Source organism: Actinoplanes sp. NPDC020271, from assembly GCF_044388125.1.
Lineage (GTDB): Bacteria > Actinomycetota > Actinomycetes > Mycobacteriales > Micromonosporaceae > Actinoplanes.
In genome coordinates this window covers 212,890-239,319 of record NZ_JBIRWQ010000010.1, presented here as the reverse complement: position 1 = coordinate 239,319, position 26,430 = coordinate 212,890, and the positions used below count along the sequence as shown (strand labels likewise).

The 26,430-nt window shown below is 70.7% G+C and carries 23 protein-coding genes and 3 tRNA genes; 17 read left to right on the top strand and 9 right to left on the bottom strand.

Annotated features, from left to right (window positions below; translation table 11 throughout):
• Positions 1–7 precede the first annotated feature (7 nt).
• Genes ACH442_RS23505 through ACH442_RS23495 form a run of 3 tightly spaced genes read left to right on the top strand, consistent with a single transcriptional unit; the run spans position 8 to position 3,064 of the window.
• The gene (locus ACH442_RS23505) at positions 8–1,708 is read left to right on the top strand and encodes an acyl-CoA dehydrogenase (RefSeq protein WP_396340228.1); all 1,701 of its coding nucleotides are present in this window, start codon (positions 8–10) and stop codon (positions 1,706–1,708) included.
• Between the two features lie 10 nt (positions 1,709–1,718).
• Complete coding sequence (gene ligD / locus ACH442_RS23500; RefSeq protein WP_396340227.1) at positions 1,719–2,681, top strand: non-homologous end-joining DNA ligase; 963 nt, start codon at positions 1,719–1,721, stop codon at positions 2,679–2,681.
• Between the two features lie 47 nt (positions 2,682–2,728).
• Positions 2,729–3,064, top strand: coding sequence for a hypothetical protein (locus tag ACH442_RS23495; RefSeq protein ID WP_396340226.1), 336 nt, complete (start codon positions 2,729–2,731; stop codon positions 3,062–3,064).
• On the opposite strand, the gene ACH442_RS23490 is transcribed toward ACH442_RS23495, so the two are convergent.
• Positions 3,061–4,083, bottom strand: coding sequence for a LacI family DNA-binding transcriptional regulator (locus ACH442_RS23490; RefSeq protein WP_396340225.1), 1,023 nt, complete (start codon positions 4,081–4,083; stop codon positions 3,061–3,063). The genes ACH442_RS23495 and ACH442_RS23490 overlap by 4 nt on opposite strands.
• Before the next feature lie 249 nt (positions 4,084–4,332).
• Between ACH442_RS23490 and ACH442_RS23485 the strand changes: the two genes are divergently transcribed.
• Genes ACH442_RS23485 through ACH442_RS23470 form a run of 4 tightly spaced genes read left to right on the top strand, consistent with a single transcriptional unit; the run spans position 4,333 to position 8,936 of the window.
• Positions 4,333–5,616, top strand: a complete 1,284-nt coding sequence (locus tag ACH442_RS23485) for an ABC transporter substrate-binding protein (protein ID WP_396340224.1) — start codon at positions 4,333–4,335, stop codon at positions 5,614–5,616.
• Entirely contained in the window at positions 5,617–6,537 is a 921-nt protein-coding gene (locus ACH442_RS23480; RefSeq protein WP_396340223.1) for a carbohydrate ABC transporter permease, read from the top strand.
• Positions 6,534–7,385: a carbohydrate ABC transporter permease gene (locus ACH442_RS23475; RefSeq protein WP_396340222.1), complete on the top strand. Its 852-nt coding sequence runs from the start codon at positions 6,534–6,536 to the stop codon at positions 7,383–7,385. Before ACH442_RS23480 ends, ACH442_RS23475 begins: the two co-directional genes overlap by 4 nt.
• A gap of 30 nt (positions 7,386–7,415) precedes the next feature.
• On the top strand, positions 7,416–8,936 hold the full coding sequence (locus ACH442_RS23470; RefSeq protein WP_396340221.1) for an alpha-N-arabinofuranosidase: 1,521 nt from the start codon (positions 7,416–7,418) through the stop codon (positions 8,934–8,936).
• 297 nt (positions 8,937–9,233) lie between these two features.
• Here the strand turns inward: ACH442_RS23470 and ACH442_RS23465 are convergent, their stop codons facing one another.
• Positions 9,234–10,199 carry a hypothetical protein gene (locus tag ACH442_RS23465; protein ID WP_396340220.1) on the bottom strand — a complete coding sequence of 322 codons (966 nt, stop codon included), beginning with the start codon at positions 10,197–10,199 and terminating at the stop codon, positions 9,234–9,236.
• 269 nt (positions 10,200–10,468) lie between these two features.
• On the opposite strand from ACH442_RS23465, the gene ACH442_RS23460 reads away from it, so the two are divergent.
• Positions 10,469–12,115, top strand: a complete 1,647-nt coding sequence (locus ACH442_RS23460) for a beta-1,3-glucanase family protein (protein WP_396340219.1) — start codon at positions 10,469–10,471, stop codon at positions 12,113–12,115.
• A 370-nt stretch (positions 12,116–12,485) separates the two neighbouring features.
• Here ACH442_RS23460 and ACH442_RS23455 read toward each other — a convergent pair whose 3' ends face one another.
• Positions 12,486–13,181, bottom strand: a complete 696-nt coding sequence (locus ACH442_RS23455) for a SemiSWEET transporter (RefSeq protein WP_396340218.1) — start codon at positions 13,179–13,181, stop codon at positions 12,486–12,488.
• A 161-nt stretch (positions 13,182–13,342) separates the two neighbouring features.
• Between ACH442_RS23455 and ACH442_RS23450 the strand changes: the two genes are divergently transcribed.
• Positions 13,343–14,506 carry a hypothetical protein gene (locus ACH442_RS23450; protein ID WP_396340217.1) on the top strand — a complete coding sequence of 388 codons (1,164 nt, stop codon included), beginning with the start codon at positions 13,343–13,345 and terminating at the stop codon, positions 14,504–14,506.
• A gap of 223 nt (positions 14,507–14,729) precedes the next feature.
• Here the strand turns inward: ACH442_RS23450 and ACH442_RS23445 are convergent, their stop codons facing one another.
• Both ACH442_RS23445 and ACH442_RS23440 read right to left on the bottom strand, forming a co-directional pair.
• Entirely contained in the window at positions 14,730–15,296 is a 567-nt protein-coding gene (locus ACH442_RS23445) for a hypothetical protein (RefSeq protein WP_396340216.1), read from the bottom strand.
• A gap of 69 nt (positions 15,297–15,365) precedes the next feature.
• Positions 15,366–15,971: a hypothetical protein gene (locus ACH442_RS23440; protein ID WP_396340215.1), complete on the bottom strand. Its 606-nt coding sequence runs from the start codon at positions 15,969–15,971 to the stop codon at positions 15,366–15,368.
• Positions 15,972–16,060: 89 nt separating this feature from the next.
• Between ACH442_RS23440 and ACH442_RS23435 the strand changes: the two genes are divergently transcribed.
• Positions 16,061–17,488: a diguanylate cyclase domain-containing protein gene (locus ACH442_RS23435; protein WP_396340214.1), complete on the top strand. Its 1,428-nt coding sequence runs from the start codon at positions 16,061–16,063 to the stop codon at positions 17,486–17,488.
• Here ACH442_RS23435 and ACH442_RS23430 read toward each other — a convergent pair.
• From ACH442_RS23430 to cbiE, 3 genes are read right to left on the bottom strand one after another with little or no spacing between them, the layout of a single operon-like run.
• Positions 17,466–18,176, bottom strand: coding sequence for a cobalt-precorrin-6A reductase (locus tag ACH442_RS23430; RefSeq protein ID WP_396340213.1), 711 nt, complete (start codon positions 18,174–18,176; stop codon positions 17,466–17,468). The genes ACH442_RS23435 and ACH442_RS23430 overlap by 23 nt on opposite strands.
• Complete coding sequence (gene cobM / locus ACH442_RS23425) at positions 18,173–18,916, bottom strand: precorrin-4 C(11)-methyltransferase (RefSeq protein ID WP_396340212.1); 744 nt, start codon at positions 18,914–18,916, stop codon at positions 18,173–18,175. Before cobM ends, ACH442_RS23430 begins: the two co-directional genes overlap by 4 nt.
• The gene (gene cbiE / locus ACH442_RS23420; RefSeq protein WP_396340211.1) at positions 18,913–20,115 is read right to left on the bottom strand and encodes a precorrin-6y C5,15-methyltransferase (decarboxylating) subunit CbiE; all 1,203 of its coding nucleotides are present in this window, start codon (positions 20,113–20,115) and stop codon (positions 18,913–18,915) included. The genes cobM and cbiE overlap by 4 nt, the downstream gene beginning before the upstream one ends.
• Before the next feature lie 639 nt (positions 20,116–20,754).
• Between cbiE and ACH442_RS23415 the strand changes: the two genes are divergently transcribed.
• From ACH442_RS23415 to ACH442_RS23405, 3 genes are all read left to right on the top strand, one after another.
• Positions 20,755–22,245 (top strand): ferric reductase-like transmembrane domain-containing protein, encoded by a 1,491-nt coding sequence (locus ACH442_RS23415; RefSeq protein WP_396340210.1) that lies wholly within the window; start codon positions 20,755–20,757, stop codon positions 22,243–22,245.
• A 60-nt stretch (positions 22,246–22,305) separates the two neighbouring features.
• Positions 22,306–22,830, top strand: a complete 525-nt coding sequence (locus ACH442_RS23410; RefSeq protein WP_396340209.1) for an FMN-binding protein — start codon at positions 22,306–22,308, stop codon at positions 22,828–22,830.
• A gap of 208 nt (positions 22,831–23,038) precedes the next feature.
• Positions 23,039–23,767, top strand: coding sequence for an FAD:protein FMN transferase (locus tag ACH442_RS23405; protein WP_396340280.1), 729 nt, complete (start codon positions 23,039–23,041; stop codon positions 23,765–23,767).
• 41 nt (positions 23,768–23,808) lie between these two features.
• Here the strand turns inward: ACH442_RS23405 and eis are convergent, their stop codons facing one another.
• Entirely contained in the window at positions 23,809–24,987 is a 1,179-nt protein-coding gene (gene eis, locus ACH442_RS23400) for an enhanced intracellular survival protein Eis (protein WP_396340208.1), read from the bottom strand.
• 164 nt (positions 24,988–25,151) lie between these two features.
• Here eis and ACH442_RS23395 point away from each other — a divergent pair.
• From ACH442_RS23395 to ACH442_RS23380, 4 genes are all read left to right on the top strand, one after another.
• Positions 25,152–25,223 (top strand) — tRNA-Gly (locus ACH442_RS23395).
• Positions 25,224–25,263: 40 nt separating this feature from the next.
• Positions 25,264–25,334 (top strand) — tRNA-Cys (locus tag ACH442_RS23390).
• 11 nt (positions 25,335–25,345) lie between these two features.
• A tRNA-Val gene (locus ACH442_RS23385) sits at positions 25,346–25,417 on the top strand.
• Positions 25,418–25,502: 85 nt separating this feature from the next.
• Positions 25,503–25,649, top strand: coding sequence for a hypothetical protein (locus ACH442_RS23380; RefSeq protein WP_396340207.1), 147 nt, complete (start codon positions 25,503–25,505; stop codon positions 25,647–25,649).
• Positions 25,650–26,430 lie beyond the last annotated feature (781 nt).

Genomic DNA, 26,430 nt, shown 5'->3' with positions numbered 1-26,430 from the left:
TGGGTGCATGAATTCGAAGGTGCTGTCGCGGCGCGATCTGGACTTCCTGCTGTACGAGTGGCTCGACGTCGAGTCGCTGACCGGCCGCGAGCGGTTCGCCGACCATTCGCGGGAGACGTTCGACGCGTTCCTGGACGTGTCGCAGCAGATCGCCGAGCGGGACTTCGCGCCGCACAACCGCAAGAACGATCTGAACGAGCCGACCTTCGACGGCGAGCGCGTGACGATCATCCCGGAGGTGTCGCACGCGCTGCGGGTGTTCGCCGAGTCCGGGCTGCTCGGCGCGACGATGGACGCCGAGCACGGCGGGCTGCAGCTCCCGCACGTCGTGCAGCGCGCCTGCTTCCTCTGGTTCCAGGCGGCGAACACGGCCACCTCGGCGTACGCGATGCTCACCGGCGGCAACGCGCACCTGCTGCTCGCCCACGGGACCGAGGACCAGATCCGGCGATACGTCCACCCGATGATCGAGGGCCGGTTCACCGGCACGATGTGCCTCTCCGAGCCGCAGGCCGGTTCGTCGCTCAGCGACGTCACCACGAAAGCCGTCAAGGACGGCGAGAAATATCGGGTCACCGGCGGGAAGATGTGGATCTCCGGCGGGGATCACGAGCTGAGCGAGAACATCATCCACCTGGTCCTGGCCCGGGTCGCCGGCGCACCGGCCGGCGTGAAGGGCCTGTCGCTGTTCATCGTGCCGAAGCGTGACCTGGAGACCGGCGAGCGCAACGGCGTCACCCTGGCCGGGCTCAACCACAAGATGGGCTACCGCGGCACCACCAACACCGTGCTCGCCTTCGACGGCGCCGTCGGTGAGCTGGTCGGGGAGGAGGGACGCGGCCTGCAGTACATGTTCCACATGATGAACGAGGCGCGGATCGGTGTCGGATCCGGCGCGGTCGCGCTGGGCTACACCGGCTATCTGCACGCGCTGGACTACGCGCGGGAGCGGCTTCAGGGCCGTCCGGTCGAGGCCAAGGACCCCACAGCACCTCCGGTGCCGATCATCAACCATTCCGACGTACGACGGATGTTGCTCGCCTCGAAGACGTACGTCGAAGGCGGTCTGGCCCTTGTTCTTCACGCGGCCTCGCTGCTCGACGAACCGTCGGCGGAGAACGACCTGCTCCTCGACACTCTCACGCCGATCGTGAAGGCCTGGCCGTCGCAGTGGTGCCGGCTCGCCGACGACCACGCCATCCAGATCCACGGTGGGTACGGCTACACCCGGGAGTACCCGGTCGAGCAGTTCTACCGCGACAACCGGCTGAACTCGATCCACGAGGGCACCGACGGTATCCAGGCGCTCGACCTGCTCGGACGCAAGGTCACCCAGAAGGGCGGGGCCGGCCTGACCCTGCTGCTCGACCGGATCCGGGCCACCGCCGCCAAGTCCGATCTCGGCGCCCCGGTGCTGGCCGCCTGCGACCGGCTGGCCGCGACGACCGCCACGCTGTGGGCGAACCCGGCGACGGCTCTGGTCAACGCCACGGCGTACCTGGATGCGGCCGGCCACCTGGTGATCGCCTGGATGTGGCTCTCCCAGCTGGAAGCCGTGGGCGACAAGTCCGGCGACTTCTACGACGGCAAGCGCGTGGCCGCGAAGTACTTCATCACCCACGAACTGCCCAGGATCGGCCCGATGCTCGACCTGCTCGACTCGGGTGACACGCTGCTTCTCGACCTCGACGAGGCCTGGTTGGGCTAGTTTGGCGAGTATGGCCGGTAAAGCCACCGTCGTCGAAGTCGGTGATCACGACGTCCGGGTCTCCAACCCGGACCGGATCTACTTCCCGGAACTCGGCGCCACCAAGCTCGACCTGGTCGAGTACTACCTGGCGGTGAGCGACGGGATCGTCCGCGCGCTGCGCGAGCGCCCGTGCATGCTGCACCGCTTCCCGGACGGCCTGGCCGGCGAGAAGGTGCACCAGAAACGGGTGCCGAACGGTGCGCCGCCCTGGCTGGAAACGGTCCGGGTGACGTTCCCGCGCTACCACCGGCACGCCGACGAGCTGTGCGTGACCAAACCGGCCGACGTGATCTGGGCCGTCCAGATGTCCACGGTGGAGTTCCACCCGTGGAACTCCCGGCGGGCGGACCCGGAGAAACCCGACGAGTGGCGCATCGACCTGGACCCGATGCCGGACTGCCCGTTCGACACGGTCCGCCGCGTCGCGCCGGTCGTCCGCGAGGTGCTCGGCGAGCTCGGCATCACCGGCTTCCCGAAGACGTCGGGCGGCCGGGGCCTGCACATCTACGTGCGGATCTCGCCGCAGTGGGGTTTCTCCGACGTACGCCGGGCCGCGCTCGCCTTCGCCCGCGAAGTCGAACGCCGCGCCCCGGCCGATGTGACCACCACCTGGTGGCGCAAGGACCGGGACCCGTCGGCGCTGTTCATCGACTACAACCAGAACGCGCGCGACCACACGATCGCCAGCGCGTACTCGGTTCGCGGCGTCCCCCGGGCGACGGTGTCGACACCGATCACCTGGGACGAGATCGCGGACGTGGACCCGCAGGCGTTCACGATCCGCACCGTCCCGTCCCGGTTCGCTCAACTCGGCGACCTGCACGCCGGCATCGACGACGTCCACCACTCCCTCGACACGCTGCTGGAGTGGGCCGACCGCGACGAGCAGGCCGGCCTGGAGACCCCCGACGAACCGAAGCCCGCAACCTGACCGCCGGCCGCGGTTGACGGATCGCCGCGACCTGGCATGATCGCGCGATGACCGACAGATCGAAGCAGATGCGTGCGGGGCTCGGAATTGTCGCGCGGTCTGCCGTCCTCCTGATCGTCATGGCCGGGCTCGTCTGGGTCGCGGAGGGCAGCGCCGGCCTCTGCAACCAGGGGGACGGGGCGGCCGGCGGCTGGGCCACGGCCGTCTCGTTCGCCGTGGTGGGCCTGCCGATGCTGCTGTTCCTCGGCCTCTGGCGAACACGCGGCACCGGCGCCTGGCCCGGCATCCTCCTGGGCTGGGTGGTCGCGGTATTGCTGGTGGTCGCGTTACTGGCCGGTGAGGCCGCTTACGTCCGCAGCATCCCGCTGGGCGGCTGTCACTAGCGCTTCCCGGCGGTGCTCTCCCGGATGATCAGTTGGTGCGGGGCGCGCATCTCGACCGCCGGGGGAGGGGTCGGGCTGGCGATCCGCAGCAGCAGCCGCTCGACGGCGGTCGTCGCGATCATCTCCTTGTCCGGCGAGATCGTGCTGACCGACGGATTCGAGTAGGCGCCGTCCTCGATGTCGTCGTAGCCGATCACCGCGACGTCCTCCGGCACCCGCAGCCCGCGACTGATCAGGGTGTGAATGGCCCCGAGCGCGACCAGGTCGGAGTAGCAGAACACCGCGTCCGGCGGGTCGCCCCGGTCGAGCAGGTGGGCCATCGCCTGCGCCCCGTCCTTCCGGTTGAACCGGGGCGTGCCGATGATCAGGTCTTCCCGGGCGGCCAGCCCGCGCGCCACGTGGGCCTCGCGGAATCCCTGGGTGCGCAGCTGGGCCGCTTCGCCGGTGGCGTAGGGCTGGTCGCCGATCGCCGCGAGCCGGCGTCGGCCGAGGTCGAGCAGATGTTCGGTGGCCTGGCGGGAGGCGGCGACGTCGTCGATGCCGACGTGGTCGAACGTGCCGTCGCTGGACCGTTCACCGAGGACGACCAGCGGCAGGTTGGGGTCGTGGTCGGCGAGGGCCTTCTGGTCGAGGCCGAGGGGGCTGAAGATGACTCCGTCGAAGAGCAGCCGGCGGGAGCCGTGGGCGATGAATGCCCGCTCGTGTTCGGGGTCGCCGTCGGTCTGGTCGATCAAAACGTTATAGCCGCGGGCCCGGGCTGCCCGGATCACGCTTTGCAACAACTCCGAGAAATATGGCGTGTCGAGGTACGGCACGACGAGGGCGATCTGCCCGGAACGTCCTTGGGCCAGGTTGCGTGCCAGCACGTTCGGCCGGTAGCCGAGTTCTTCCACCGCGCGCTGCACCCGGACCCGGGTGCGCTCGGTGACGTTCGCATACCCGTTCACCACGTTGGAGACGGTTCGGCTGGAAACCCCGGCCAGTTCCGCGACGTCACGTAGCGTGACTTCTCGACGCAATGTGCCCCCTCTGCCCGCGCCAAGTTTCCGGCAGGTTACCCCTTGCCGTCGTTTGGACGCCCGTGCATGCTGTTTTGCAGCGCTGCAAAAGCTAGCAACAAAGTGACTTGCGAAGTGAAGAGCGAACTTGCCGACCCCCGGTGTGCCAGCACCGGAGGCCGGCCTCTGACCCATCACTAATCTTGTGAGGACCCAGTGAACGTCAGAAAGTTTAGTGTACGGCGATCCGCCGCAGCGGCCATCGCCGCTGTGACCGCGCTGACTCTCGCCGCGTGCAGCGGCGGCGACGGCGATTCCAGCGCCGGCACGCAGAACGGCCCGACCACCGTCAAGGTCTGGGCGTGGTACCCCTCCTTCCAGAAGGTCGTCGATCTCTACAACTCCACCCACACCGACATCAAGATCGAGTGGACGAACGCCGGCGCCGGCCAGGACGAGTACACCAAGCTCCAGACCGCGCTCAAGGCCGGCAAGGGCGCGCCCGACGTGGTGATGCTGGAGTTCCAGGAGCTGCCCACCTACCAGCTCACCAAGCACCTGGTCGACATGGGCAAGTACGGGGCCAACGACCTCAGGTCCAGCTACGTCGACTGGGCCTGGAAGCAGGTCAGCCAGGGTGACAAGGTCTACGCGATCCCGGTCGACGCCGGCCCGATGGCGATGCTCTACCGCGAGGACCTCTTCAAGCAGTACGGCCTGACCGTCCCGGCCACCTGGGACGAGTACAAGGCGCAGGCCGAGAAGCTGAAGACCGCGTCCGCCGGCAAGGCGTTCATGACCGACTTCGGCGGTAACGACGGCGGCTTCATGACCGGGCTGATGTGGCAGGCCGGCAGCAAGCCGTACACCTACGACCCGGCCAACCCGTCGAACATCGGCGTGGCGGTCAACGACGCCGGCGCCAAGCAGGTCGCGACGTACTGGGAGGGCATGGTCAACTCCGGCCTGACCGACACCAAGGCGTACGGCACCACCGACTTCTACAACGGTCTCGGCTCCGGCAAGTACGTCACCTACCTGGCCGCCGGCTGGGGTCCGGGCTACCTGGCCAGCGTGGCCAAGACGACGTCGGGCAAGTGGCGCGCGGCCCCGCTGCCGCAGTGGACCGCCGGCGGCAACGCGCAGGGTGACTGGGGTGGCTCGTCGTTCGCGGTGACCGACCAGGCGAAGAACCCGGAGGCGGCGACCAAGGTGGCGATGGACATCTACGGCGCGAAGAACACCGACGCCTGGAAGATCGGCATCGACGAGGCCTACCTGTTCCCGACCGCGACCCCGGTCCTGGAATCGGACGCCTTCCTCAAGAAGAAGTACGACTTCTTCGGCGGCCAGACCGTGAACGACATCTTCGTCCCGGCCTACAAGTCGATCCTGCCGTTCTCCTGGAGCCCGTTCAACAGCTACAACTTCAACCAGCTGACGACCGGCATCAACGGCGCGATCGAGAAGAAGACGTCCTGGACGGCGGCGCTCGACACGGCGCAGACCAACATCACCCAGTACGCCACCCAGCAGGGCTTCAAGGTTCAGTAGATGGTCCAGGTGGAAAACCGGTCCGCGGCCGCTCCGGCGGTCGCGGGTCCCCCGGTGAAGAAGCAGCGGCACACCCGGGAAGCCGCGACCGGCTGGCTCTTCGTCCTGCCGTTCGTGATCCTGCTGATCGCGTTCCTGCTGCTGCCGATGGCGTACGCGTTCAAGCTCAGCCTCTACCGATCCACCCTCATCGAGGGCGAGCACTTCGCCTTCTTCGAGAACTACACCCAGGCGTTCCAGGACCCGCTGGTCCGTGAGGGTGTGGTGCGGGTGATCGTGTTCGGGCTGATCCAGACGCCGGTGATGATCGGTCTGGCGCTGCTCGCGGCGCTGCTGATCGACCACGCGACCTCCCGGTTCTCCCGGGTCTTCCGGCTCGCGGCGTTCGTCCCGTACGCCGTCCCGGTGGTGATCGGCACGCTGATGTGGGGCTTCCTCTACAGCAAGGACACCGGCCCGCTCAGCGCGGTGCTGCACATCGACTTCCTGTCCAGCTCGTGGGTGCTGGCCTCGCTCGGCAACGTGGTGACCTGGCAGTGGGCCGGCTACAACATGATCGTGCTCTACGCGGCGCTGCAGGGCCTGCCGCGGGAGGTCTACGAGTCGGCGCGGATGGACGGCGCCGGCCCGGCTCAGATCGCGTGGCGGATCAAGACCCCGATGATCTCCTCGGCGATCGTGCTGGCGACGCTCTTCACGATCCTCGGCACGCTGCAGTTCTTCACCGAGCCGCTGATCCTGCAGCCGCTGAACCCGGGCTCGATCACCCAGCACTACACACCCAACGTGTACGCCTTCAACCAGGCGTTCTCGTTCCAGCAGTACAACTACTCGGCCGCGATCTCGTTCCTGCTCGGTGCGGTGGTCTTCGTCGGGTCGTACATCTTCCTCTTCGCGACCAGGAAACGGAGCGCGCTGTGAACAGTAAGAGTGAGCGCGCCGGGATCGTCCCGCACCTCGTGATGGGCGTGATGGCGATCTACTTCCTGCTGCCGTTCTGGTGGCTGCTGGTCGCCGCGACCAAGGACAACGACGGGCTGTTCCTCTCCGCCCCGCTGTGGTTCTCCGACTTCCACCTGGTCGACAACCTGAAGACGGTGTTCTCCCAGGAGAACGGGATCTACCTGGTCTGGCTCCGGAACTCCGCGCTCTACGCGGTGATCAGCGGGGTCGGCGCGACGGCCGTCTCGGCGCTCGCCGGGTACGCGTTCGCGAAGTTGCGCTTTCCCGGCCGTACGAAATTGTTCGCCTTGCTCCTGGGGTTGATCATGGTGCCGGCGACGGCGCTGGTGCTCCCCACCTACCTGCTGATGTCGAAGGCGGGACTGGTCGACTCGATCTGGGCGGTCATCCTGCCGTCGCTGCTGAACCCGTTCGGCGTCTACCTGCTGCGGGTCTACACCCACGAGTCGCTGCCCGACGAGATGCTCGAGGCGGCCCGCATCGACGGCGCCGGCGAGCTGCGCGTGTTCACCAGCGTCGCGCTGCCGGCGATGCGCCCGGCCCTGGTCACCGTGCTGCTGTTCTCGATGGTCGCGTCGTGGAACAACTTCTTCCTGCCGCTGGTCATGCTCAGCGACGACCACCTCTTCCCGCTGACGGTCGGCCTGCGCACCTGGTACATGTCGGCGACCCTCGGCAACGGCGGCGAGGCCCTGTTCAACGTGATCGTGACGGGCGCCCTGGTGGCGATCCTCCCACTGATCGTCGCCTTCCTCCTTCTTCAGCGTTACTGGCGCGGTGGTTTGACCATCGGCGCCGTCAAGTGACCTTCTCTGCGCTCTGTTAAGGAACGACAAATGCTCCGTGCGCGTGTCGCATTGAATCCGGCTGCCGTCGTGGCGCCGGTCAACCGCCGGACCTTCGGCTCGTTCGTCGAGCACATGGGCCGCTGCGTGTACACCGGCATCTACGAGCCGGGCCACCCCAGCGCCGACGAGGACGGCTTCCGCACCGACGTGCTGGCCCTGGCCCGTGAACTCGGCGTCACGATGGTCCGTTACCCGGGCGGCAACTTCGTCTCCGGTTACCGCTGGGAGGACGGCATCGGCCCGGTCGAGAAGCGGCCCCGCCGTCGTGACCTGGCCTGGCGCAGCATCGAGACGAACGAGGTCGGCATCGACGAGTTCGCCAAGTGGGCGCAGAAGGCCGACGTCGAGATCATGTACGCCGTCAACCTCGGCACCCGCGGCGTCCAGGAAGCACTGGACGTGCACGAATACGTCAACCACGCGGAAGGCACCGAACTCTCCGAGCGGCGGCGGAGCAACGGCGCCGAGAAGCCGTACGGGATCAAGATCTGGTGTCTGGGCAATGAGCTCGACGGACCCTGGCAGACCGGGCACAAGACCGCCGAGGAGTACGGCCTGCTCGCGGCCTCGACCGCCCGGGCGCTGAAATCGGCCGAGCCGGACCTGGAACTCGTCGCGTGCGGCAGCTCCAGCTCGGTGATGCCGACGTTCGGCTCGTGGGAGTCGACGGTCCTCGAACACGCCTACGACGTGGTCGAGTACGTCTCCTGCCACGCGTACTACGAGGAGCACGACGGCGACCTCGGCTCCTTCCTGGCCAGCGCGGTCGACATGGACCACTTCGTCAACAGCATCGTCGCCACCGCGGACGCCGTCGGAGCGCGTCTGAAGAGCAAGAAGAAGATCAACCTCTCGTTCGACGAGTGGAACGTCTGGTACCTGTCCCGCTTCCAGAACGCGCCGCTGCCCGACGAATGGGGCGTCGCCCCGCGCGTCATCGAGGACCAGTACAACGTGGCCGACGCCGTCGTCGTCGGCAACCTGCTGATCTCCCTGCTCCGGCACAGCGACCGCGTCACCGCCGCCTGCCAGGCCCAGCTCGTCAACGTCATCGCCCCGATCATGACCGAGCCCGGCGGGCCGGCCTGGCGGCAGACGATCTTCCACCCGTTCGCCCGCACCGCGGCCCTGGCCAAGGGTGACGTGCTGGAGACCCGCGTCGACAGCCCCACCTACGAGACCTCGCGTCATGGCGAGGCGGCCCTGGTCGACGCCGTCGCCACGCACGACCCGGCGACCGGTGACGTCACGCTCTTCGTCGTCAACCGCTCCCAGTCAGAATCGGTCACCCTCACCGTCGACCTGACCGCCTTCGGCCCTCTCGCCGTCGCGGAATCGGTCACGCTGACCGACGACGACGTGCGGGCCGGCAACACCAAGGACGCGCCGGAACGAGTCACGCTGCGCCCGACCGCGGACATCCCCGGCGGAGCGGTCGAGGCCGACGGCGGCTCGGTTGCGCTGACCCTGCCGCAAGTCTCCTGGACGGCCCTGCGCCTGACCAGGTGATTCTGGTCCTCAGGGGCGCGGACCGGGGCGGGACGTGCCCCTGAGGATCAGTTCGGCCGGGCGCTCAAATCCAGGATTGAATACCTTTTGTCCGAGGTCCGCCGTGGTCCGGATCGTCGCTCCCGCGGGGACCCTTCCGGTCCTCGCAGGGCCGTGGCCGGCCCGGAACGCGAGGCCCGCAAGGGCGACGTCCGTGGGTGGTCGCGGTCGGACCAACAAACCCACCCAGCAGTCGATGCGGATCAGCATCGGTCATCGCGGTCCAGCCCTCGGCCGGCTCCGACCGCGGGGCGGGGGTCAGCGGGGGCCGAGGCGCCAGAGGGACGGGTCGGCCCAGGCGCCGGTGACGGCCACGTCGGCGTCCTGGCCGCGCATGCGGGCGAACCGCAGAGCCAGCAACTGCAGCCGCACCGTCATCGGGATCTGGGCCAGCAGGTCGGGCAGCCCGGTTTCCGGCTCGGTCAGGGTCGCCACGTGGATGTTCTCCCGGCGGGCGGCTTCGGCCAGTGCCGCGGTCAGCCCGTCCGGGTCGGCCGACGGCTGCAGCACCAGCAGCGTGTCGGCCGCGGTGTAGGGCACCGCCGCGCCGTGCAGCAGGCGTTCCGGGTCGTAGCCCTCGCAGAGGATCCGGGCGCCCTCACGGATTTTGAGCGCACCCTCACGGGCGGTGACGGACCATGCGCCGGGACCGGTGATCGCCATCGCGCGGCCGGGGATCGGGACGCCGGTGAGCCCGGGGAAGGCGAGGACGGCGGCGACCCGTTCGGCGGTGGCCCGGATCGCCCGACGGCCCAGCCCGGGCGCGCCGAGGTGGTGGGCGAGCTGGGCGAGCACGACCAGCGCGGTGGTGTAGCTGACCGTGTACGTCTCGGAGGCCTCGACCACCGGCGTACGGATCGCGTCCGGGAACTGTGCCTCCGGCCCGGCGATCGTGACCAGCGGGAGCCCGGCGTCGAGGGTGATCCGGCGGGCGCGCAGCGCGTACGGCGTCTCACCGGTGTGCGTGATCACGACGACCGCGTCCCCGGCGCGGAGCAGTCGTGGCGTGAAGAACGCGGCCGGCACCGCCCGGGCGTCCCGGCCCGCGTCGAGCAGGGCGGCCGCGCCGAGCTCGGCGGCGTGCTGGCTGGTGCCGGTGCCGACGAGCCAGAGGCGGGTCGCGGGGTCGAGGAGCCCGGCCGCTTTCGCGGTCGGTTCCGGGTCGGCGAGGTTCTCCACGGCGGTCGGCTGTGCGGCGATCATCGCTTCGAGTGCGGTGGTCATCCGATCTCCTGCATGCGGCGGATTCGGTTGTTCTACAGGGTTGTAACACTTGGAACGGGCATCACCAGGGGCGATGCGGCGCTGAAAACGTAGGGTAGCCGCCCGGTCGCGTTCGCGCAGTCCCGCTCAAGAAAAAATCCGTCCGGAAAGTGTTATCCATTCCGGGAGAAGTCGTCGACGTTAAAGGAACCTTAAACGAGGCGCGCATTTCCGGGGTCGCTTCGCATACTGAGATCCCCCGACCGAAACTCCCCCGGAGGCTATTCCTGATGCGCCGGAAAAGAACGTTGCTCCTCGCCTCCCTGGCCACTGTCGCCGCGGTGGGAACCGCTTGGATCGCCCTGCCCGCTTCGGCTGCCGCGTCCACGGCGACCCTGCGTACGGTCTCCGACTGGGGCACCGGCTGGCAGGACGAGGTGACCGTGAGCAACGGCGGAACGGCCGCGACGACCTCCTGGAAAGTCGAATTCGACCTCCCCGCCGGTGCCACGATCGGCAGTTTCTGGGACGTCGACATGACGGTCAGTGGCAGTCACCGTACATTTACGAACCGTAGCTGGAGCGGCGCGATCCCGGTCGACGGAAAGGTGACGTTCGGATTCGTCGGAGCCGGTGGGCAGCCGCTCAACTGCAAGCTGAACGGCCGGCCGTGCGGCGACGGCGGCGCGACCGTGCCGACCACCCCGGCCACCACTGCGCCCACGGTGCCGGCGGTGCCCGCGGTGCCGGCCGTCACGCCGACCAGGACCGTCACCGTCGCCCCCACGAGGTCCGCGACGGCCGCGCCGACAACGGCCGCCCCGGTGAAGACCGTCCCGCCGCGCGAGGATCTGCTCCCCGTCACGGTCACCAACAAGACCGGCCGCGGTGACGCCGTCCACCTGTACGTCCTCGGGGTCAACCTGGACACCGGCAAGCTCGGCTACGTCAACCAGGCCGGCACGTTCACCCCGTGGACCGGCGGCGCGGCCACCCCCGTCGCCGCGCCGGACGTATCGATCAACGGCCCGGCCAACGGTGGCAGCACCACGATCCGGGTGCCGCGGAACCTCTCCGGCCGGCTCTACTTCTCGTTCGGGTCGAAGCTCGACTTCCGGCTCACCACGGACGGCCTGGTCCAGCCCGCACCGTGGGCCGGCGGCGACCCGAACCACGACATCCTCTTCGACTGGAGCGAGTTCACCGTCAACTCGTCCGGCCTGTGGCTCAACAGCTCCCAGGTGGACATGTTCGCGGTGCCGCACATCGTCAGCGTGACCGGCGGCAGCGGCACGACCAGCTCCACCGGTGAGGTCGTCGCGGGCGGCCGGCAGAAGGTGATCAACACGATCAAGGCCGACCAAGCCTTCGCGAAGAGCGTGGTGACCCGCGCCGACGGCACCGTCCTGCGGGTGCTCGCGCCGGGCAAGGCGGCTGACGCCGGTCTGATGAGCCCGGCCTATCTGGACTCCTACATCTCGTCGGCCTGGGCGGCGTACACCTCGAAGACCTTGACCGTGACGCCCTTCACCGACCAGCCGAACGTCAAGTACACCGGCCGGACCAGCGGCGGCGTCATGAGTTTCACCGACGCCTCGGGCAAGGTCGTCGCCTCGTTCACCAAGCCGTCCACGGCGAACGTGTGGGGCTGTGACGGTGCGCTCGGCGCCCCGAACGACCAGGTGGTCGGCCCGATCGCGCGGACCCTGTGCGCGGCGCTGCAGCGGACCACGCTCGGGCGGCTCGACGTCCAGCCGAGCGGCACGGCGTCCGACTTCTATCAGGGCAGCCCGGCGAACCTCTACGCCAAGGCGATCCACGCCAACATGATCGACGGGAAGGCGTACGCGTTCGCCTTCGACGACGTCCAGAACCAGGAGTCCCTGGTCCACGACGGCGACCCGCGCACCGCGGCGATCACGTTCTCCCCGTTCTGATCCCGTCTCACGGCCGGGAGGCGGCGCCGCACCGTCCGCGGCGCCGCCTCCCGGCTTCCGCGCATCCCCCGCTCACTGTCCACTCCCGACCGGTGCGGCCTTCGGCCCGGCCCGCGACGTTTGCCGTGGCCGACGCCGCTGGGGGCCGAGCCGGCGATCGGCTCGTGTGCGGGCCGGACCGCGGTGACCGATGCTGACCCGCACGAACTCCGGCATGGGTGTGGTGCTCTGACCGCAACCGCCCACGGAGATCGCCCTTTCGGCCTGGGCGTTCCGGGCGCCCCGCGCCCTGCTCAGGCCGGAAGGGTCCCCGCGGGAGCGGCGGAGGGCGACCACAGCGGAGACAGGACCAGAAGTATTTGATCTTAAATCAGACGCCGGCGACCGCGAGGCTGCGGGTGACGACCGCGCCGCGCCACTCCGGCGCGGGGATCGCCACGACCGGCGCGCGGCGCGCCGCCAGCACCAGGCAGACGATCAGCGCGCTGGTCACGCCGACCGACGCGGACGCCCAGACGGCCGGCTGGCCGGTGCCGAGCCCGTACACCAGCCAGGATCCGCTGGCCGCGGCGGCGAGCCGGAACCGGGTCGGGGACAGACCGGACATGTCCTGGGCCCGGTCGCGCAGCAGGGCGAGCGGCTGCGGCAGCGCCGACACCAGCGACGAGACCGCGAGTACGGTGCCCAGCAGCGCACCCGCCCGTGATGGTGAGATTTGCGGCAGTACGGCGGTACCGGCCGACACGCAGATGGCGAAAAGCACCGTCCCGGCCAGCCCGGCCGCGCCGGCCAGCGCGCGTGCCGACCGCAGGTGCGGCCGGGTCGCCAGCAGAGCGATCAGGACGGCGACGCCGGCGAGCAGGTTGAACGTGTTCGAGACGACCTGGATCGGGTCCGAGATGAGCAGCCCGTATGTCAGCCAGCCGGCCGGCATCGCCACCGAGAGCAGGCACGCGGCCGGGGAGAGTCCGCCGGTGCGACGCCGTACGCAGGAAAGAAAGACCTGAGGCCAGGCGATGGACATGGACAGGGCGGCCCCGAGGAAGCCGAAGGCGTGCGCAGACATGATCCGTTTCCGAGTCGGTGACGTGGTGACACCGCTCGGTTCGGCAAACGTCGGACATCGCTGACGATCAGCACCCGGACAGCAACCATACGCACCCGGCGGGCAACCGTTGCGGACCCCGTGGGTGACGCAACGCCCATCGCATTTGGCACAGTGGACTCATGCTGACCGACGTGGACCTCCCCGCGCCCGGGCTGCTCTGGACCCGCTGGGCAACGCTCAGCGCCGCGATGACCGGCATCGACCGAGGTGAGCCCTGGTCGATCGACGAACGTGGCGCCCGGCGCGACGACCCGGGCACCGGCTGGGCCCGTTTCGCGTTGCTCGACGGCCGGCGCGCGGTGCTCTACGGGGCGCACCGCGACCACCACGCGCAGGTCTCCACCGACCCGGCGGCCGACCCGCTGACCGGTGCGCCGGACTGGCTGCCCTGGGCCGACCTCACCCCGCTGGCCGAGAGTGATCAGCTCGGTTTCGTGATCTGGCACGAGAGCGGCCGCTGGTCCCGGGTGCGCTACCAGCACCGCGCCGAGGACGGGCTCGCCGAGGTGATCGCGCCGCTGCTCACCGAGGAACAGACCGCCGCCACGCTGCGCGGGCTGAGCACCTCGGCCGACCGGCAGCTCGCCGCCGACCTGCTGCACGCCGCCGTCCGCGGCGAGGTCGACGCCGACGACCTGGCCGCGCTGCTCGGCGACACCGCGGACCTCGACGCCGCTCTCACCGTCGCCAGTCGCGGAGGCATCACGCCCGGCACCACCCCGCCGCGCATCGCGCCCGGCCAGCGCCCGCCGATGCGCCGCGTCCGCCGGATCAGCCAGGGCGAACACGACCGGCTCGTCTGGTCCGCCCTGCACGAGGCGTCCGAGCTGCGCCGCCCGTCCCCGCCGGACACCGACGAGCTCGCCACCCTCGTCCGCTGGCTGCAGGAACGCGCACCGGGCGGCGACGGACGCTGCTCCCTGCTCGTCTACGCCGACGCGACCAGCTTCAGCTCGCAGCCGGGCGACCACCCACCGGCCGACCACCCGGGCGAGGAACGCTACGCCGCGTTCCGCCGCCTGACCGCGCTGGTTCGCGCCCTGCGGCAGGCCGAGTCCGACCCGCGCTACGGCCGCTGGCTGTTCCTGCGCATCGAGACCGCCGCCACCGGATACGAGATCGACCGCGCCTACGACTCGTGGCCGGCCTGGTGGCACGACGACGGCGTCTCCGGCCCCTGGCGCACCAACCTGCAGGAAGAGGTCGAAGCGCGCCACCCGAAATGGCGGCCGTCGTGGGCAGCGCTCCTGGACCCGGAAATTGCGTACCGCCCCACTTCCTGACATTCAAGACCTTCATGTCCCACGTCCGCTGCGGTCCAGGTCCGCCGCTCCCGCGGGGACCCTTCCAGGCCTCGCAGGGCCGCGGGGCGGCCCAGAACGCGAGGCCCGCAAGGGCGGCCTCCGCAGGTGGTCCCGGTCAGAGCAACAAACCCGTTCACAGCCCCGCCCCGGGTCGCGGCTGGGGGTCGGCGTGGGCGCGTCGCGGCTGCCGGGCGGGGGCGAGTCAGCGGAGGCGGGGGAGTTCCTCCTGGGCGGCGGCGAGCCAGTCCAGCGCGTATTCCAGGTCGGCCGCCGCCCCGCGCCGCCGGTACGAACGGTCAGCCCGCGCCGACGCCGCACACAACTCGATCGTCCGGCGCGCCCGCGCGTACAGGAACGGGTCGTCGATCGGAGCGGATCGGTCCGGCGCCCCTCGCGCCCGGCGGACGTGCAGCCGGCGGAGCCCGCCCCGGAGCAGGTATGCGGCCCCGACCGCGGCCACCGCGATCGCGGCCAGCCGCAGGGGCCGAGCCGGTTCCGGCACCAGGAGCAGCAGCGGCAGCCCGACGAGGAGCCCGGCGAGCAGCACGGCCAGGATCGTCGTGCGGTCGGTGCCGGTCGGGGCGGCCCGGTAGCGCGCGGCAGCGTTCTGCACTTCGCGGCGCACCTGGCCGAGCCGGGCGAAGCCGATCCGGTCGGGGCGGTCGGCGGTCCAGTCCCGACACTGGGCGTCGATGATCGCTGCGGTCAGTTCCCGGTCGAGCCGGCGCAGCCGCGGCGCCACCCCACCGGCGAAGGGGTCGTCGCTCACGGCCGGTCCTCGGAGAGGGCGAGAGGGCCGTCGTTCATGGCTGGTCCTTGAAGAGGGCGCAGGGGTTGCTCACGGCCAGTCCTTGGAGAGGTCGTCGAGGTAGCGTTCGAGACAGTCGATCGCCTGGCAGAGCTGCAGGTCAGCCCGGGCGAGCCGCCCCAGCACCGGGTCTGAGTCCAGCGCCCGGCGCAGCGCCGGCGCCCGCCAGTTGGCCCGTCCGGCTCGTCGCAGCGTGGCCGAGACGAGCCGGACCCGGGCCCGCTCGAGCGCGTACGGCACCTCGGCCAGCCCTGGTCCGGGCGTGTCCGGTGGGGCCGGCAGCGCCGGAGCGGTCCCGCGTCGGCGCAGCACTCCGGCAATGTGCAGCGCCATGATCAGCAGGAGACCGGAGTAGGTGAGGGCGGCGAGGAGCCCGCCGCCGGTCGCCCGGGCCAGCGCGGCCGACCCGGCCACGACGGCGGCCGTCACGACCGTCGTGGTCAGCACCGAGATCACCGGCGTGCGGCGGCCGGGCACCGCGGCCAGTTCGGCGTCGGCTGCGGCGAGCTGTGCGCACGCCGAGCGGATCCAGAACTGTTCGAGGTCGCCGGCTCGGCGGATCACCTCGTCGTATCCGTCGGCGATCAGCGCACGCACGGCGCCGATTTCGGCGGGCAGCGCACGGACCGACGGCATACGTGCAGCGTCGCACCGAAGTGGCGGTCGTGAACTGTCGGGTTTCCGCAACGCTCAGATCGGCGGGCGCGTGACCGATCGTGTCCGCCGTGCGCAGAGAGTGGCTGTCGTTGCCGAGCCGGACCGTGAACCGGACCAGGCTCGCCGCCGTCGGCATCGGCAGCCTGGCGATGCTGATGCAGCTCGGTCAGATCGGCAACGGCATGCGCTCGGTGGCGTACGGCCGGGTTGCCGCCACCGCGATCGTCACCCTGGTGGTGCTGATCGTGGTCGTCCACCGGCGGCAGCGCACCTCCTGGTGGACCGTGCCGTTGGTGCCGGTGCTGGCGGCGGTCGGCGCGGCCGGGCTGAAGGACCCGCTGGCCGGCACGTCGCTGGCCATGGCGACTCTGATCGTCTGCTCGCTCTACGACACCAACCGGCGCTGGTTCGCTCGGATGGCGGCGGCGCTCGTCGCTGTTCCGGCCGCTGTCCTGATCTCGCCGGACGTGGCCGCCCAGGCGACCACCTGGCATTCGCCGACGGTGCTCGGCATCCTGCCGCAGATCCTGCTGATGGGGGTGCTGACCAGGGCGTTCTACCTGGGGTTGCTGCGTCAGGAGCACGCCGCGACCCGGGACGCCGTGCTGACCCGGGCCGGCCACGAGTTGCTCGCCGCGACCGAGGGCACCGAGATCCGCCGGATCGGCGAGCGCACCGCCGCGCAGCTGGTCCGGATCCACCCCGGCGTGGCGCTGGCGATCGTCGCGCGGGACGAGCAGGGGCTGTTCGTCGCCTTCGCCGAGGGCGCACCCGAGGGACTGGCCGGGCAGCGCCTGACCGGCCCGGCGGAGTCGTCGGCGCTGATCCCCGGTTACCAGAACTGGTACGTCGACCCGCTCGGCGGTGAGCCGGAGACCGCCCCGGTGCTGATGGTCGTGGGCGGCCGCCGCCGGGTGCCGGCCGAGGTCCGTGATGCCTTCCGCAGCCTGTCCTACCAGGTGATTCTGGCCGAGGAGGCGCATCAGGCCCGGGCCGAGCTGGAGTACCGTGCGCACCACGATCATCTCACCGGCCTGCCGACCCGTGCGAAGTTCCTGCGTGCGGCCGATGCCGCGATCGAGGCCGGCGGACCGGTCGCGCTGCTCAACATCGACCTGGACGGTTTCAAGCGGGTCAACGACGAGCACGGGCACGCCGCCGGCGACGAGTTGCTGGTCGCGGTCGCGGGACGGATCGCGGCGGCGGCCGGGCGGGACGGGGTGGCGGCCCGGTTCGGCGGTGACGAGTTCGCGCTGCTGCTGACCGGCTCGACCGGTGTCGATCAGGCGCGGCGGCTCTGCGCCGAGCTCGGCGAGCCGGTCGCGCTGACCGCCGCCACGGTCCGGGTCGGCGCCAGCATCGGTGTCGCCTTCGCCGAGCCGGGCATCACCGTCGCGGATCTTCTCCGTCGCGCTGACCAGGCGATGTACGCGGCCAAGGCGGGCGGCAAGAATCGCGTGATCCGCTACGGGGTCACCGAGACGGTAGCCGCCTGAGCCACTGCGCCGCTGCCTCCGCGGTCGGCACGGCCGGCCCCGCGGGCAACGGTGGGCGATCGATCAGGATCACCCGTACGCCCCGCTCCCGCGCCGCCGCGAGCTTCGCGTCGGACCCGCCGCTGTCCTTGGTGACCAGCACGTCGATCCGGTGGCCGGCGAGCAGCCGCCGTTCGCCGTCGACCGTGAACGGCCCCCGGTCCAGCAGCACTTCCAGGTTGCGGGGCAGGGGCGGCGCGGGCGGTTCCACCGATCGGGCCAGGAACCAGCAGTCGTCCCGGTGCGCGAACGCGTGGATCGTCTGCCGCCCGGTGGTCAGGAAGACGCGTCCCGCGGTCAGCGCCGCCGCTGCCTCCTCGACCGACGCGACCCGCTGCCACTCGTCGCCCGGCGACGCGACCCACCCGGGCCTGCGCAGGATCAGCGTGGGTACGGCCATCGCCGCCGCGTTCGCACTCATCCGCGCCGCGAACGGGTGCGTCGCGTCGACCAGCACGTCGATCCGCTGCTCGGCGAGGTAGTCGGCCAGGCCGCCGACGCCGCCGAAACCGCCCACCCGCACCTCGCCGGCCGGAAGCCGGGGCGCACTGGTCCGCCCGGCCAGCGAGGTGATCACGTGGTGCTCACCGGCGATCAGCGCGGCCAGTTCACGGGCCTCGGTGGTCCCGCCGAGGATCAGGACTCTCACGAGCGGCAGCGGTCCGCGGAGTAGAGGTGACTGTCCGGGAACTGGCCGGCGGTCAGCGCGGCCCCGACCACGATCACGGCGGTCCGTTTGATCCCGGCTTCCTTGACCTTCGCCGCGATGTCGGCGAGCGTCCCGCGCACGACCAGTTCGTCCGGCCGGCTCGCGCGGGCGACGACGGCCACCGGGCAGTCCGCGCCGTAGTTGCCGACCAGCTCGGCGACGACCGCGTCGATCCGCTGCACGGCCAGGTGCAGCACCATCGTGGCCCGGCTGGCGCCGAGCGTGGCCAGGTCCTCGCCGGGCGGCATCGCGGTGGCCCGCTCGGCGGTCCGGGTCAGGATCACCGTCTGCGCCACTTCGGGGACGGTGAGTTCCCGGGCCAGGGTCGCGGCGGCCGCGGCGAACGCCGGCACGCCCGGGGTGACGTCGTAGGGCACCCCGGCCGCGTCGAGCCGGCGCATCTGCTCGGCGACCGCGCTGAACACCGACGGGTCGCCGGAGTGCAGGCGGGCCACGTCGTGACCGTTCGCGTGCGCGGTGACCATCTCGGCGACGATCTCGTCGAGTGTCAGGTCGGCCGTATCGACCAGGCGCGCGTCCGGCGGACAGGCCGCGAGGAGCTCGGCCGGGACCAGGCTGCCCGCGTACAGGCAGATCGGGCTTTGACCGAGAATGCGGTGACCGCGCAGCGTGATGAGGTCGGCAGCGCCCGGACCGGCGCCGATGAAGTGCACGGTCATCGCGTCACCGTCCAGATCGTCACGGGCATGAAGGACCGCCAGCCGGTGAAGCCACCCACCGGCGAGCCGCGCTGCACCGTCAGGCGGGTCAGCTCGCCGCCCAGTCTCGCGTATGCCCCGGCGAGCACCGCCTCCGACTCCACCGTCACCGCGTTCGCGACCAGGCGACCACCGGGCCGCAGAGATTCAAGACACTTTTCCAGTACGCCGTCACGGGTCACGCCCCCACCCACGAAGATCGTGTCCGGGGCGGGCAGGCCGTCCAGTGCCTCGGGCGCCCGCCCGTGCACGACCCGCAGGTGCGGCACGCCGAGCCCGGCGGCGTTCGCGGTGATCGTGGCGACCCGGTCGGCCTCCGACTCGATCGCCACCGCCTGACACGCGGGGTGTACGCGCAGCCACTCGATCCCGATGCTGCCCGACCCGGCGCCGACATCCCAGAGAAGTTCCCCGGGTACGGGTCCGAGCGCGGCCATGGTCACGGCCCGGACCTCACGCTTCGTGAGCTGGCCGTCCGTCTCGTACGCGTCGTCGGGCAGCCCCGCCACGACCGGCTGTCGTGGGCCGTCGCCGCACTCGACGGCGATCACGTTGAGGGGGTCGCCGGCCGGCGTCGCCCAGTCCCCGGCGGTGTCGCTCACCAGGCGCTCGTCCGGCCCGCCGAGCTGCTCCAGCACGGTGAGCCGCGCCTCGGCCCAGCCCCGGGCGGTCAGGTGCGCCGCCACCGCCGCCGGGGTGTCCGCGCCCGACGACAGCACCAGGATCCGGCGACCCGGGTTCACCGCGCGACCCAGAGCCGCGACCGGCGCCGTCACCAGACTCACCACATCCGTCCGGGCCAGGTCCCAGCCCAGGCGGGCGGCGGCCAGCGACACCGAGGACGGGTGAGGCAGGACCCGCAGCCGCTCCGGCCCCAGGACCCGGGCCAGGGTCGCGCCGATGCCGTGGAACATCGGATCGCCGCTGGCCAGCACGCAGACCCGGCGGTCGCGCTCGGCCTCGAACAGGCCCGGGAGCGCGGGGAGCATCGGGGACGGCCAGGGCCGCCGCATCCCGGTGACCGCGTCGGGGAGCATGGCCAGCTGGCGCGGACTGCCGAAGATCACCTCGGCGTCGTGGAGGGCGGCCGTGGCCGTACCGGAAAGATCCGGTGACCCCCCGGCGCCGATGCCGACAACCGTGACCCTCGCTGATCGCACCGGGAGAACCTATCCCGTCCCGGGATCCGGAAATTCTCGGTCCATGGTTGAGCCATCCGGTGATTACGTGCGTACGCATTCTTGACGGCTTGAGAACCGAGACCGGGTCGTCACGTCGGCCGCAGGGGTGGCGGACGCCGCGAGACGACTGGTGAGCAGGTGAGGACGATGGCCATACCGGCCTTCCAGGACCAGCGGGAGTTACCGGACGACGACGACGGCTACTTCGCCGGCCTGCGCGCGGACTCGCGCGACGAGGAGGAGTCGTGGTCGCGTACCCCCGCGCGGTCGTCCTCCCGCCGGGAGGACGATCGTCCCTCGTGGGACTCGCCCTCCCGGTCGGCCACCCGCTACGAGGAGCGTCCGTCCTGGGATTCCCCGTCCCAGGCTCTCCCTCGTTCCGAAACGCGGTCACGCCGGTCGGAGTCTCGTCCATCCGAGTCGCGTCAAGCAGAGTCTCGTCCAGCAGAGTCTCGTCCAGCAGAGTCTCGTCCAGCAGAGTCTCGTCCAGCAGAGTCTCGTCCAGCAGGGTCTCGTCAATCTGAGGCAGCTCGGCCGTCCTGGGACTCGCCGTCCCAGGCTCGCCCCTCCTGGGACGGGCCCTCGCATGCCGCACCCGTCCGCGAGCCGGCGCCCGCGGTGCCCTCCTGGGACGCGATGCCGGAGTGGCCGGCGCAGCAGCCCGGCCCGCAGGCCCAGCCGGACGACCCCTACCGGCGCGACGCCATCGTGGTCGAGTCGAACACCTCGCCGACCGGCTGGAAGGCCGGCACCGGCTTCCCGGTGCCGGAAGCCGACGACCGGCCACCGGCCGAGGCCACCTCGGGCAACCGGCTCTTCACCGTCATGCTCTTCTTCTCCGGGCTCGCGACCAGCATCGCGCTCTGGGTCTTCGACACCCAGCCCGGCGCCGTCAACGACACCGCCAGCATGATGCTCGCCGCCGGCCGGGTCTCCGGGCTCGTCGGCGGCTACCTGCTCTTCATCCAGCTGCTGATGATGAGCCGGGTCTCCTGGCTGGAGGAGTGGGTCGGCTCCCGCGACCTGCTGCGCTGGCACCGCTGGCTCGGCACGTCGCTGCTGGTCACGGTCATCGCGCACATCGTCACGATCGTCTACGGGTACGCGCTGCTGGCCCAGACCGGCGTCGTCGACCAGGCGTGGAGCGTGATCACCACGTTCCCCGAGATGATCAGTGCCACGGTCGCGACCGGCCTGCTCGTCCTGCTGTCGTTCACCTCGATCCGGTGGCTGCGGACCCATCTGCCGTACGAGTTCTGGCACCTGATCCACCTCACCGGCTACCTGGTCCTGCTGCTCGGATACGGCCACCAGGTCGCCACCGGCGCGGACCTCAGCGGCCGGTTCGCCTCCTACTTCTGGCCCGGCCTCGGCGCGCTGGTGATCGCCGCCCTGGTCTGGGGCCGGATCGTCGAGCCGATCTGGCTCAACGCACGCCACCGGTTCAGCGTCGCCGAGGTGGTCGCCGAGGGCGCCAACACGTTCTCGATCTACATCGCCGCGAAGAACCTGGACAAGCTGCCCGCGCAGGCCGGCCAGTTCATGCGCTGGCGGTTCCTGAACGGCAACGGCTGGTGGCAGTCGCACCCGTTCTCGCTCTCCGCCGCCCCGAACCGGGAATGGCTGCGCCTGACCGTGACCGTCGCCGGCGGGCACACCGCCAAGCTGGGACAACTGCGGCCCGGTACGCCGATCTGGGCGGAAGGCCCGTTCGGCACGTTCACCGCGCAGCGCCGCACCCGCCGCCGGGCCCTGCTCATCGCCGGCGGCAGTGGCATCGCGCCGATCCGCGCGCTGCTGGAGGACATGCCGGCCGACACCATCGTGATCTACCGGGCCAGCCGGCCGGACGAACTGGTCTTCCGGGCCGAACTGGAAGAGCTGGCCGAGCAGCGGGACGCCTGGGTGCGCTACATCGTCGGCTCCCGCACCGACCCGGGCCCGCGCCGGCTGTTCACCGAGAACGGGATGCGCGGCCTGGTCCCGGACGTCAACCGCCGGGACGTTTACCTGTGCGGCCCGCCCGGGCTGGTGAACGCGGCGGTGGGGACGCTCAAGCAGCTGGAGGTCCCGGACAGCCAGATCCACCTCGACCCGTTCGAGTTCTGACCCCTGCTCGCCAGTTCCCTCGCCCTGACCGATTCACCCCCTACGACCTGGAGTCTTGCCATGCGCCGTAGTACCGCAGCAGCCGTCGGCACCCTCACCGGCGCGGCCCTGATCCTCGGGGTCCGCCTGAGCGTGCAGCCGCCCGCGGCACCGGCAGCCGCGCCCGCCGCTCAGGAACTGACCGAAGAGCCCGCGCCCGCGGAGTCCGGCGCGGCGAAGAAGCCGGCCGGATCGACGTCGGCCAAACCCGCCACGCCGTCCAAGTCGTCGTCGGCCAAGCCGAAGGAGAACGGCGAGGACGAGGGCGGGCTCAAGGCGGGAACCTACAAGGGCAAGGCCGTGCAGAACCCGTACGGCACGGTCCAGGTCACCATCAAGGTCAGCGGCGGCAAGGTGTCCAGCGCCGACGCCACCTACCCGAAGACCGGCTTCAGCGGCACGATCAACCCGAACGCGGTCAGCAAACTCAACCAGGAGACGCTGACCGCGCAGAGCGCCAAGGTCGACGCGGTCTCCGGTGCGACGTTCACCAGCCAGTCCTACGTCACGTCGCTGCAGGCCGCCCTGGACGCCGCCGGCGCTTGACCCGGTCGTGCCCGTGGCGCTTGACCCGGTCGTGCCCGTGGCGCTTGACCCGGTCGTGCCCGTGGCGCTTGACCCGGTCGTGCCCGTGGCGCCCGGTGCAGTCGTGTCCGCGGGCGCCTGGTCCGGTCGCACTCGGATCTTCGTGCGCTCTTGGCGGTGCGCGGCCGGCGACGCGTAGGGTTTTTGAATGCGCCACGTCGAGCAGGTCATGGGGACGGTCGTCAGCATCGAGCTCGCCGACGACCTGCCCGAGGCTCGCCTGCGGGAGCTGATCGCCTCGACCTGCGCATGGCTGCACGAGGTCGACGCGCGGTTCAGCACGTACCGGGAGGACAGCGAGGTCAGCCGCCTCCGCCGCCGCGAGGTCGACCTGCCGGACTGCTCGGCCGACCTGCGCCTGGTGCTGGACCGCTGCGCCGACCTGTGGCGGGAGACCGACGGCTACTTCGACGCGTACGCGAAAGGGCCGCTCGACCCCTCCGGCTACGTCAAGGGCTGGTCCGTCGAGGTGGCCTCGGCCCGGCTCGCCGCCGCCGGCTCGACCCGGCACCACCTCAACGCCGGTGGCGACATCCGCATGCGGGGCAAGGGACCGGACGGCGGCCCGTGGCGAGTCGGCATCCGCCACCCGTGGCAGGCCGACAAGCTCGCCTGGGTCCTCGCCGTCGAGGAGGGCGCGGTCGCGACCTCCGGGACGTACGAGCGAGGCGCCCACGTCTGGAACCCGCGCACCGGCGCGGCCGCCACCGGCCTGCGCTCGGTCACCGTCGTCGGGCCGGACCTGGCCGTGGCCGACGCCTATGCCACGGCGGCGCTGGCCATGGGGGAGCCGGGGCTGGCCTGGCTCGCCAAGCGGGTCGCCGACGGCTACGAGTCCGCCGCCGTCACCGAGGACGGCCGCGCCTTCACCTCCCCGGGCCTCCCCGTCGCCTCCTGACACCCGCGCCCAGCCAGTCAGCTCATAACGATCGCAACCGGTCAGAACTCCGCGAACAGATACGGCATCTGCCGTGGGAACAGCGCCCCCAGCCGCCCGATCGCATCGGCGTCCAGCTCGCCCAGCCCGCGCATGACCACCTCGGCCGGATCGAGCACCCCGTAGGCCAGCGCACTGAACCCGCCCGCCGTCAGCGTGGCCGACGGAGTGCCGCCGGGCTTGACGGTCAGCTGCCCGTCGTCGGCGCCCAGCTCCCAGACCCCGCCGATCAGCTCGTCCCCGACGATTTCCACGGTGATCCCACCGCTGCCCACCCGGCTGCCGGCCAGCCCCGGAACGTCCAGCACGCGGACCATCGGAGCGTTGCGGCGCGGACTGTCCACGGTGGCGCTGGTGGTCACGGTCATGTCCGTGCCCCACAACTCGGGGATCTCGTCGGCGCCCAGGAACACCTCGATCCCCGCCACCTGGTCCGCGTGCCGCGCGAAGAACTGCAGCAGCAGCGCGCGGCCGAGCGGACCGGTGACGAAAAGGTTCGACCCGAGCAGGTCACCGCCGTAGTCGCCGATCCGGTAACGCACCCCGCCGACCACCTCGTCGCCGACGCGGGCGAGCGCGACCCACAGCCGATCCTCACGGAACTCGGCGACCCGGGTCTCGTCGAACATCGCGAACCCGTGGCGCTCGGACAGGAGACGGTGCTGCAAGGCCTCGTACGCCGGGAAGCCCTCCTTGATCGGCAGCCGCTGAACCGAACCGGGAAGGTCTCGCCGCAGGAGCTCGGAAAGGCTCTCCGGGGTGAAACGCGCCTTACGCGTGTGCGGAATGCCGACATAGCCGAACCGGGCGTAGAAACTCGGGCGGAACGGGTAGAGCGCGCTCACCGTGCAGCCCTGGTCGCGGGTCTGCCGCAGCAACCGGGTCAGCAGCTCCCGCACCAGACCCCGGCGCCGCGCCGACGGGTGCGAGGCGACCCCGGAGACCCCGGACAGGCCCTGCACCAGACCGCGCACGTTCTGCCGCATCGGGAGGGACGCGACCCCGGCCAGGGTCTCGCCCGCCTCCTCGGCGACGAGGCAGGTGGTCGTCTCGAAATAGCGCAGCCGCTTCCGGTAACGCTCGGCCTCCTCCTCGGGCATCGGCGACGGACTGAACGCATAGGCCTGGAGCGGGAACGTGGTCGTCATGCGCTCGTCGACGCTGATCTGCCGGATCTCCATGCCCCCTATCCAACCCAATGCCGCCGCCGTCCCGCTCGCCGAATTCCCCGGCTGTGGACAACCCGCATCCGCCCTGGTCATGACACGCCGGGGGACCCCGGTTTGGAGAAGTCGCAGGTGACCGGCTATGGTTTTGTCCGTCGCCAGGGAGACCGGGCGACAGTGCGGAAGTGGCGCAGTGGTAGCGCATCACCTTGCCAAGGTGAGGGTCGCGGGTTCGAATCCCGTCTTCCGCTCGGAGAGGCCTTCACAGGTAACCGTGTGCGGGGTCTGCTCGGTGGAGTGGCCGAGAGGCGAGGCAACGGCCTGCAAAGCCGTGTACACGGGTTCAAATCCCGTCTCCACCTCGCAGTGTTGCGGGCGATTGGCGCAGCGGGAGCGCGCTTCCTTGACACGGAAGAGGTCACTGGTTCGATCCCAGTATCGCCCACGAGCTACAGACGCCCCAGGTCCACGGACCTGGGGCGTTCGTCATTTCTGCCCAGCGGGCCGAGCTCCTGAAACTCCGCCATGCGGTGCCCGCTGCGTCCGCGGTTCGCCTCGCGCCGGATTCCGGCCAGTCGAGCGACCTCCTGCGGGCACGGGACGGTCATGCCACCACGCCGGATGCCCGGCAGTCGCGTGAGCTGATCGCCTACTACCGCGATCAGCGTGCCGGCTGAGCGGAGCAGCGCACCGTGAAGTCCGTCCCGGGCGGGAGCGGCCCGGGCAGTGGATGGCGGGCGGTTCGACGGTCTCGACGCTGTGCCACCAGCCGCGGGGGAAGCAGAGCACGGTCATCACCTGGTCGAGGACGAGGGTTTCCGGCGGTGCGGCATCGGTGCTGAGGTCACGCGGCCGTTCGAGGTCGGCGGCCACTTCGGGCAGCGGTTCGCAGAACTCGTCGACCGTGTCGACGATCATGGTTGCGCCGTCCCGCAGCAGCCGGGTGAGGGGCGCGCTGAGGACCCGTACCGCGGTGCGCCCGCCGCCGGCGCCGAGCCGTTCGGTGTAGGCCTCGGCGTCGACCGTGGCGGCCTGGCGGACCGGGCGCAGCCGGGGAGCTCGTCCTGTTCCTGGACGACGGGAGGTCGCTCCGCCGGTCGGACGAGTTTTGATCGAGGTGCCTCGCCGCGTTCCGGGCCGGTGGTGAACGAGGGCCGGAGTGTCTCTTCGTCCACGACGATTCTCCTTCGACGGATTCTTCGACGAGTGAATCAAGAGTGTTCTGGTTCCGTGCCGTCGAAATGCCAGAGGATTCGGCGCCGGCGTGATTTCGGAAATGAGCCGGACGAAAGGCATTGGTGTTTATTGACCGGTGTAACTTCCCCGCTGCCGACTGCCAACGGTGGCGCGCTGTCCCGGGTGTGGGCGCCGGTGCGAGTGTGCAAATGACGCCAATCCCACTGCGATAACACGCGGTCACGCCGTCGGTACTGTGCGGAGCGCACTGGCGGTGCGACG

Excerpts from the sequence above, each read along its gene's own strand:
- ACH442_RS23505 (WP_396340228.1), top strand. The coding sequence starts at position 8 with ATGAATTCGAAGGTGCTGTCGCGGCGCGATCTGGACTTCCTGCTGTAC.
- ligD (WP_396340227.1), top strand. The coding sequence starts at position 1,719 with ATGGCCGGTAAAGCCACCGTCGTCGAAGTCGGTGATCACGACGTCCGG.
- ACH442_RS23495 (WP_396340226.1), top strand. The coding sequence starts at position 2,729 with ATGACCGACAGATCGAAGCAGATGCGTGCGGGGCTCGGAATTGTCGCG.
- ACH442_RS23480 (WP_396340223.1), top strand. The coding sequence starts at position 5,617 with ATGGTCCAGGTGGAAAACCGGTCCGCGGCCGCTCCGGCGGTCGCGGGT.
- ACH442_RS23470 (WP_396340221.1), top strand. The coding sequence starts at position 7,416 with ATGCTCCGTGCGCGTGTCGCATTGAATCCGGCTGCCGTCGTGGCGCCG.
- ACH442_RS23465 (WP_396340220.1), bottom strand. The coding sequence starts at position 10,199 with ATGACCACCGCACTCGAAGCGATGATCGCCGCACAGCCGACCGCCGTG.
- ACH442_RS23460 (WP_396340219.1), top strand. The coding sequence starts at position 10,469 with ATGCGCCGGAAAAGAACGTTGCTCCTCGCCTCCCTGGCCACTGTCGCC.
- ACH442_RS23455 (WP_396340218.1), bottom strand. The coding sequence starts at position 13,181 with ATGTCTGCGCACGCCTTCGGCTTCCTCGGGGCCGCCCTGTCCATGTCC.
- ACH442_RS23450 (WP_396340217.1), top strand. The coding sequence starts at position 13,343 with ATGCTGACCGACGTGGACCTCCCCGCGCCCGGGCTGCTCTGGACCCGC.
- ACH442_RS23440 (WP_396340215.1), bottom strand. The coding sequence starts at position 15,971 with ATGCCGTCGGTCCGTGCGCTGCCCGCCGAAATCGGCGCCGTGCGTGCG.
- cobM (WP_396340212.1), bottom strand. The coding sequence starts at position 18,916 with ATGACCGTGCACTTCATCGGCGCCGGTCCGGGCGCTGCCGACCTCATC.
- ACH442_RS23410 (WP_396340209.1), top strand. The coding sequence starts at position 22,306 with ATGCGCCGTAGTACCGCAGCAGCCGTCGGCACCCTCACCGGCGCGGCC.
- ACH442_RS23405 (WP_396340280.1), top strand. The coding sequence starts at position 23,039 with ATGGGGACGGTCGTCAGCATCGAGCTCGCCGACGACCTGCCCGAGGCT.
- eis (WP_396340208.1), bottom strand. The coding sequence starts at position 24,987 with ATGGAGATCCGGCAGATCAGCGTCGACGAGCGCATGACGACCACGTTC.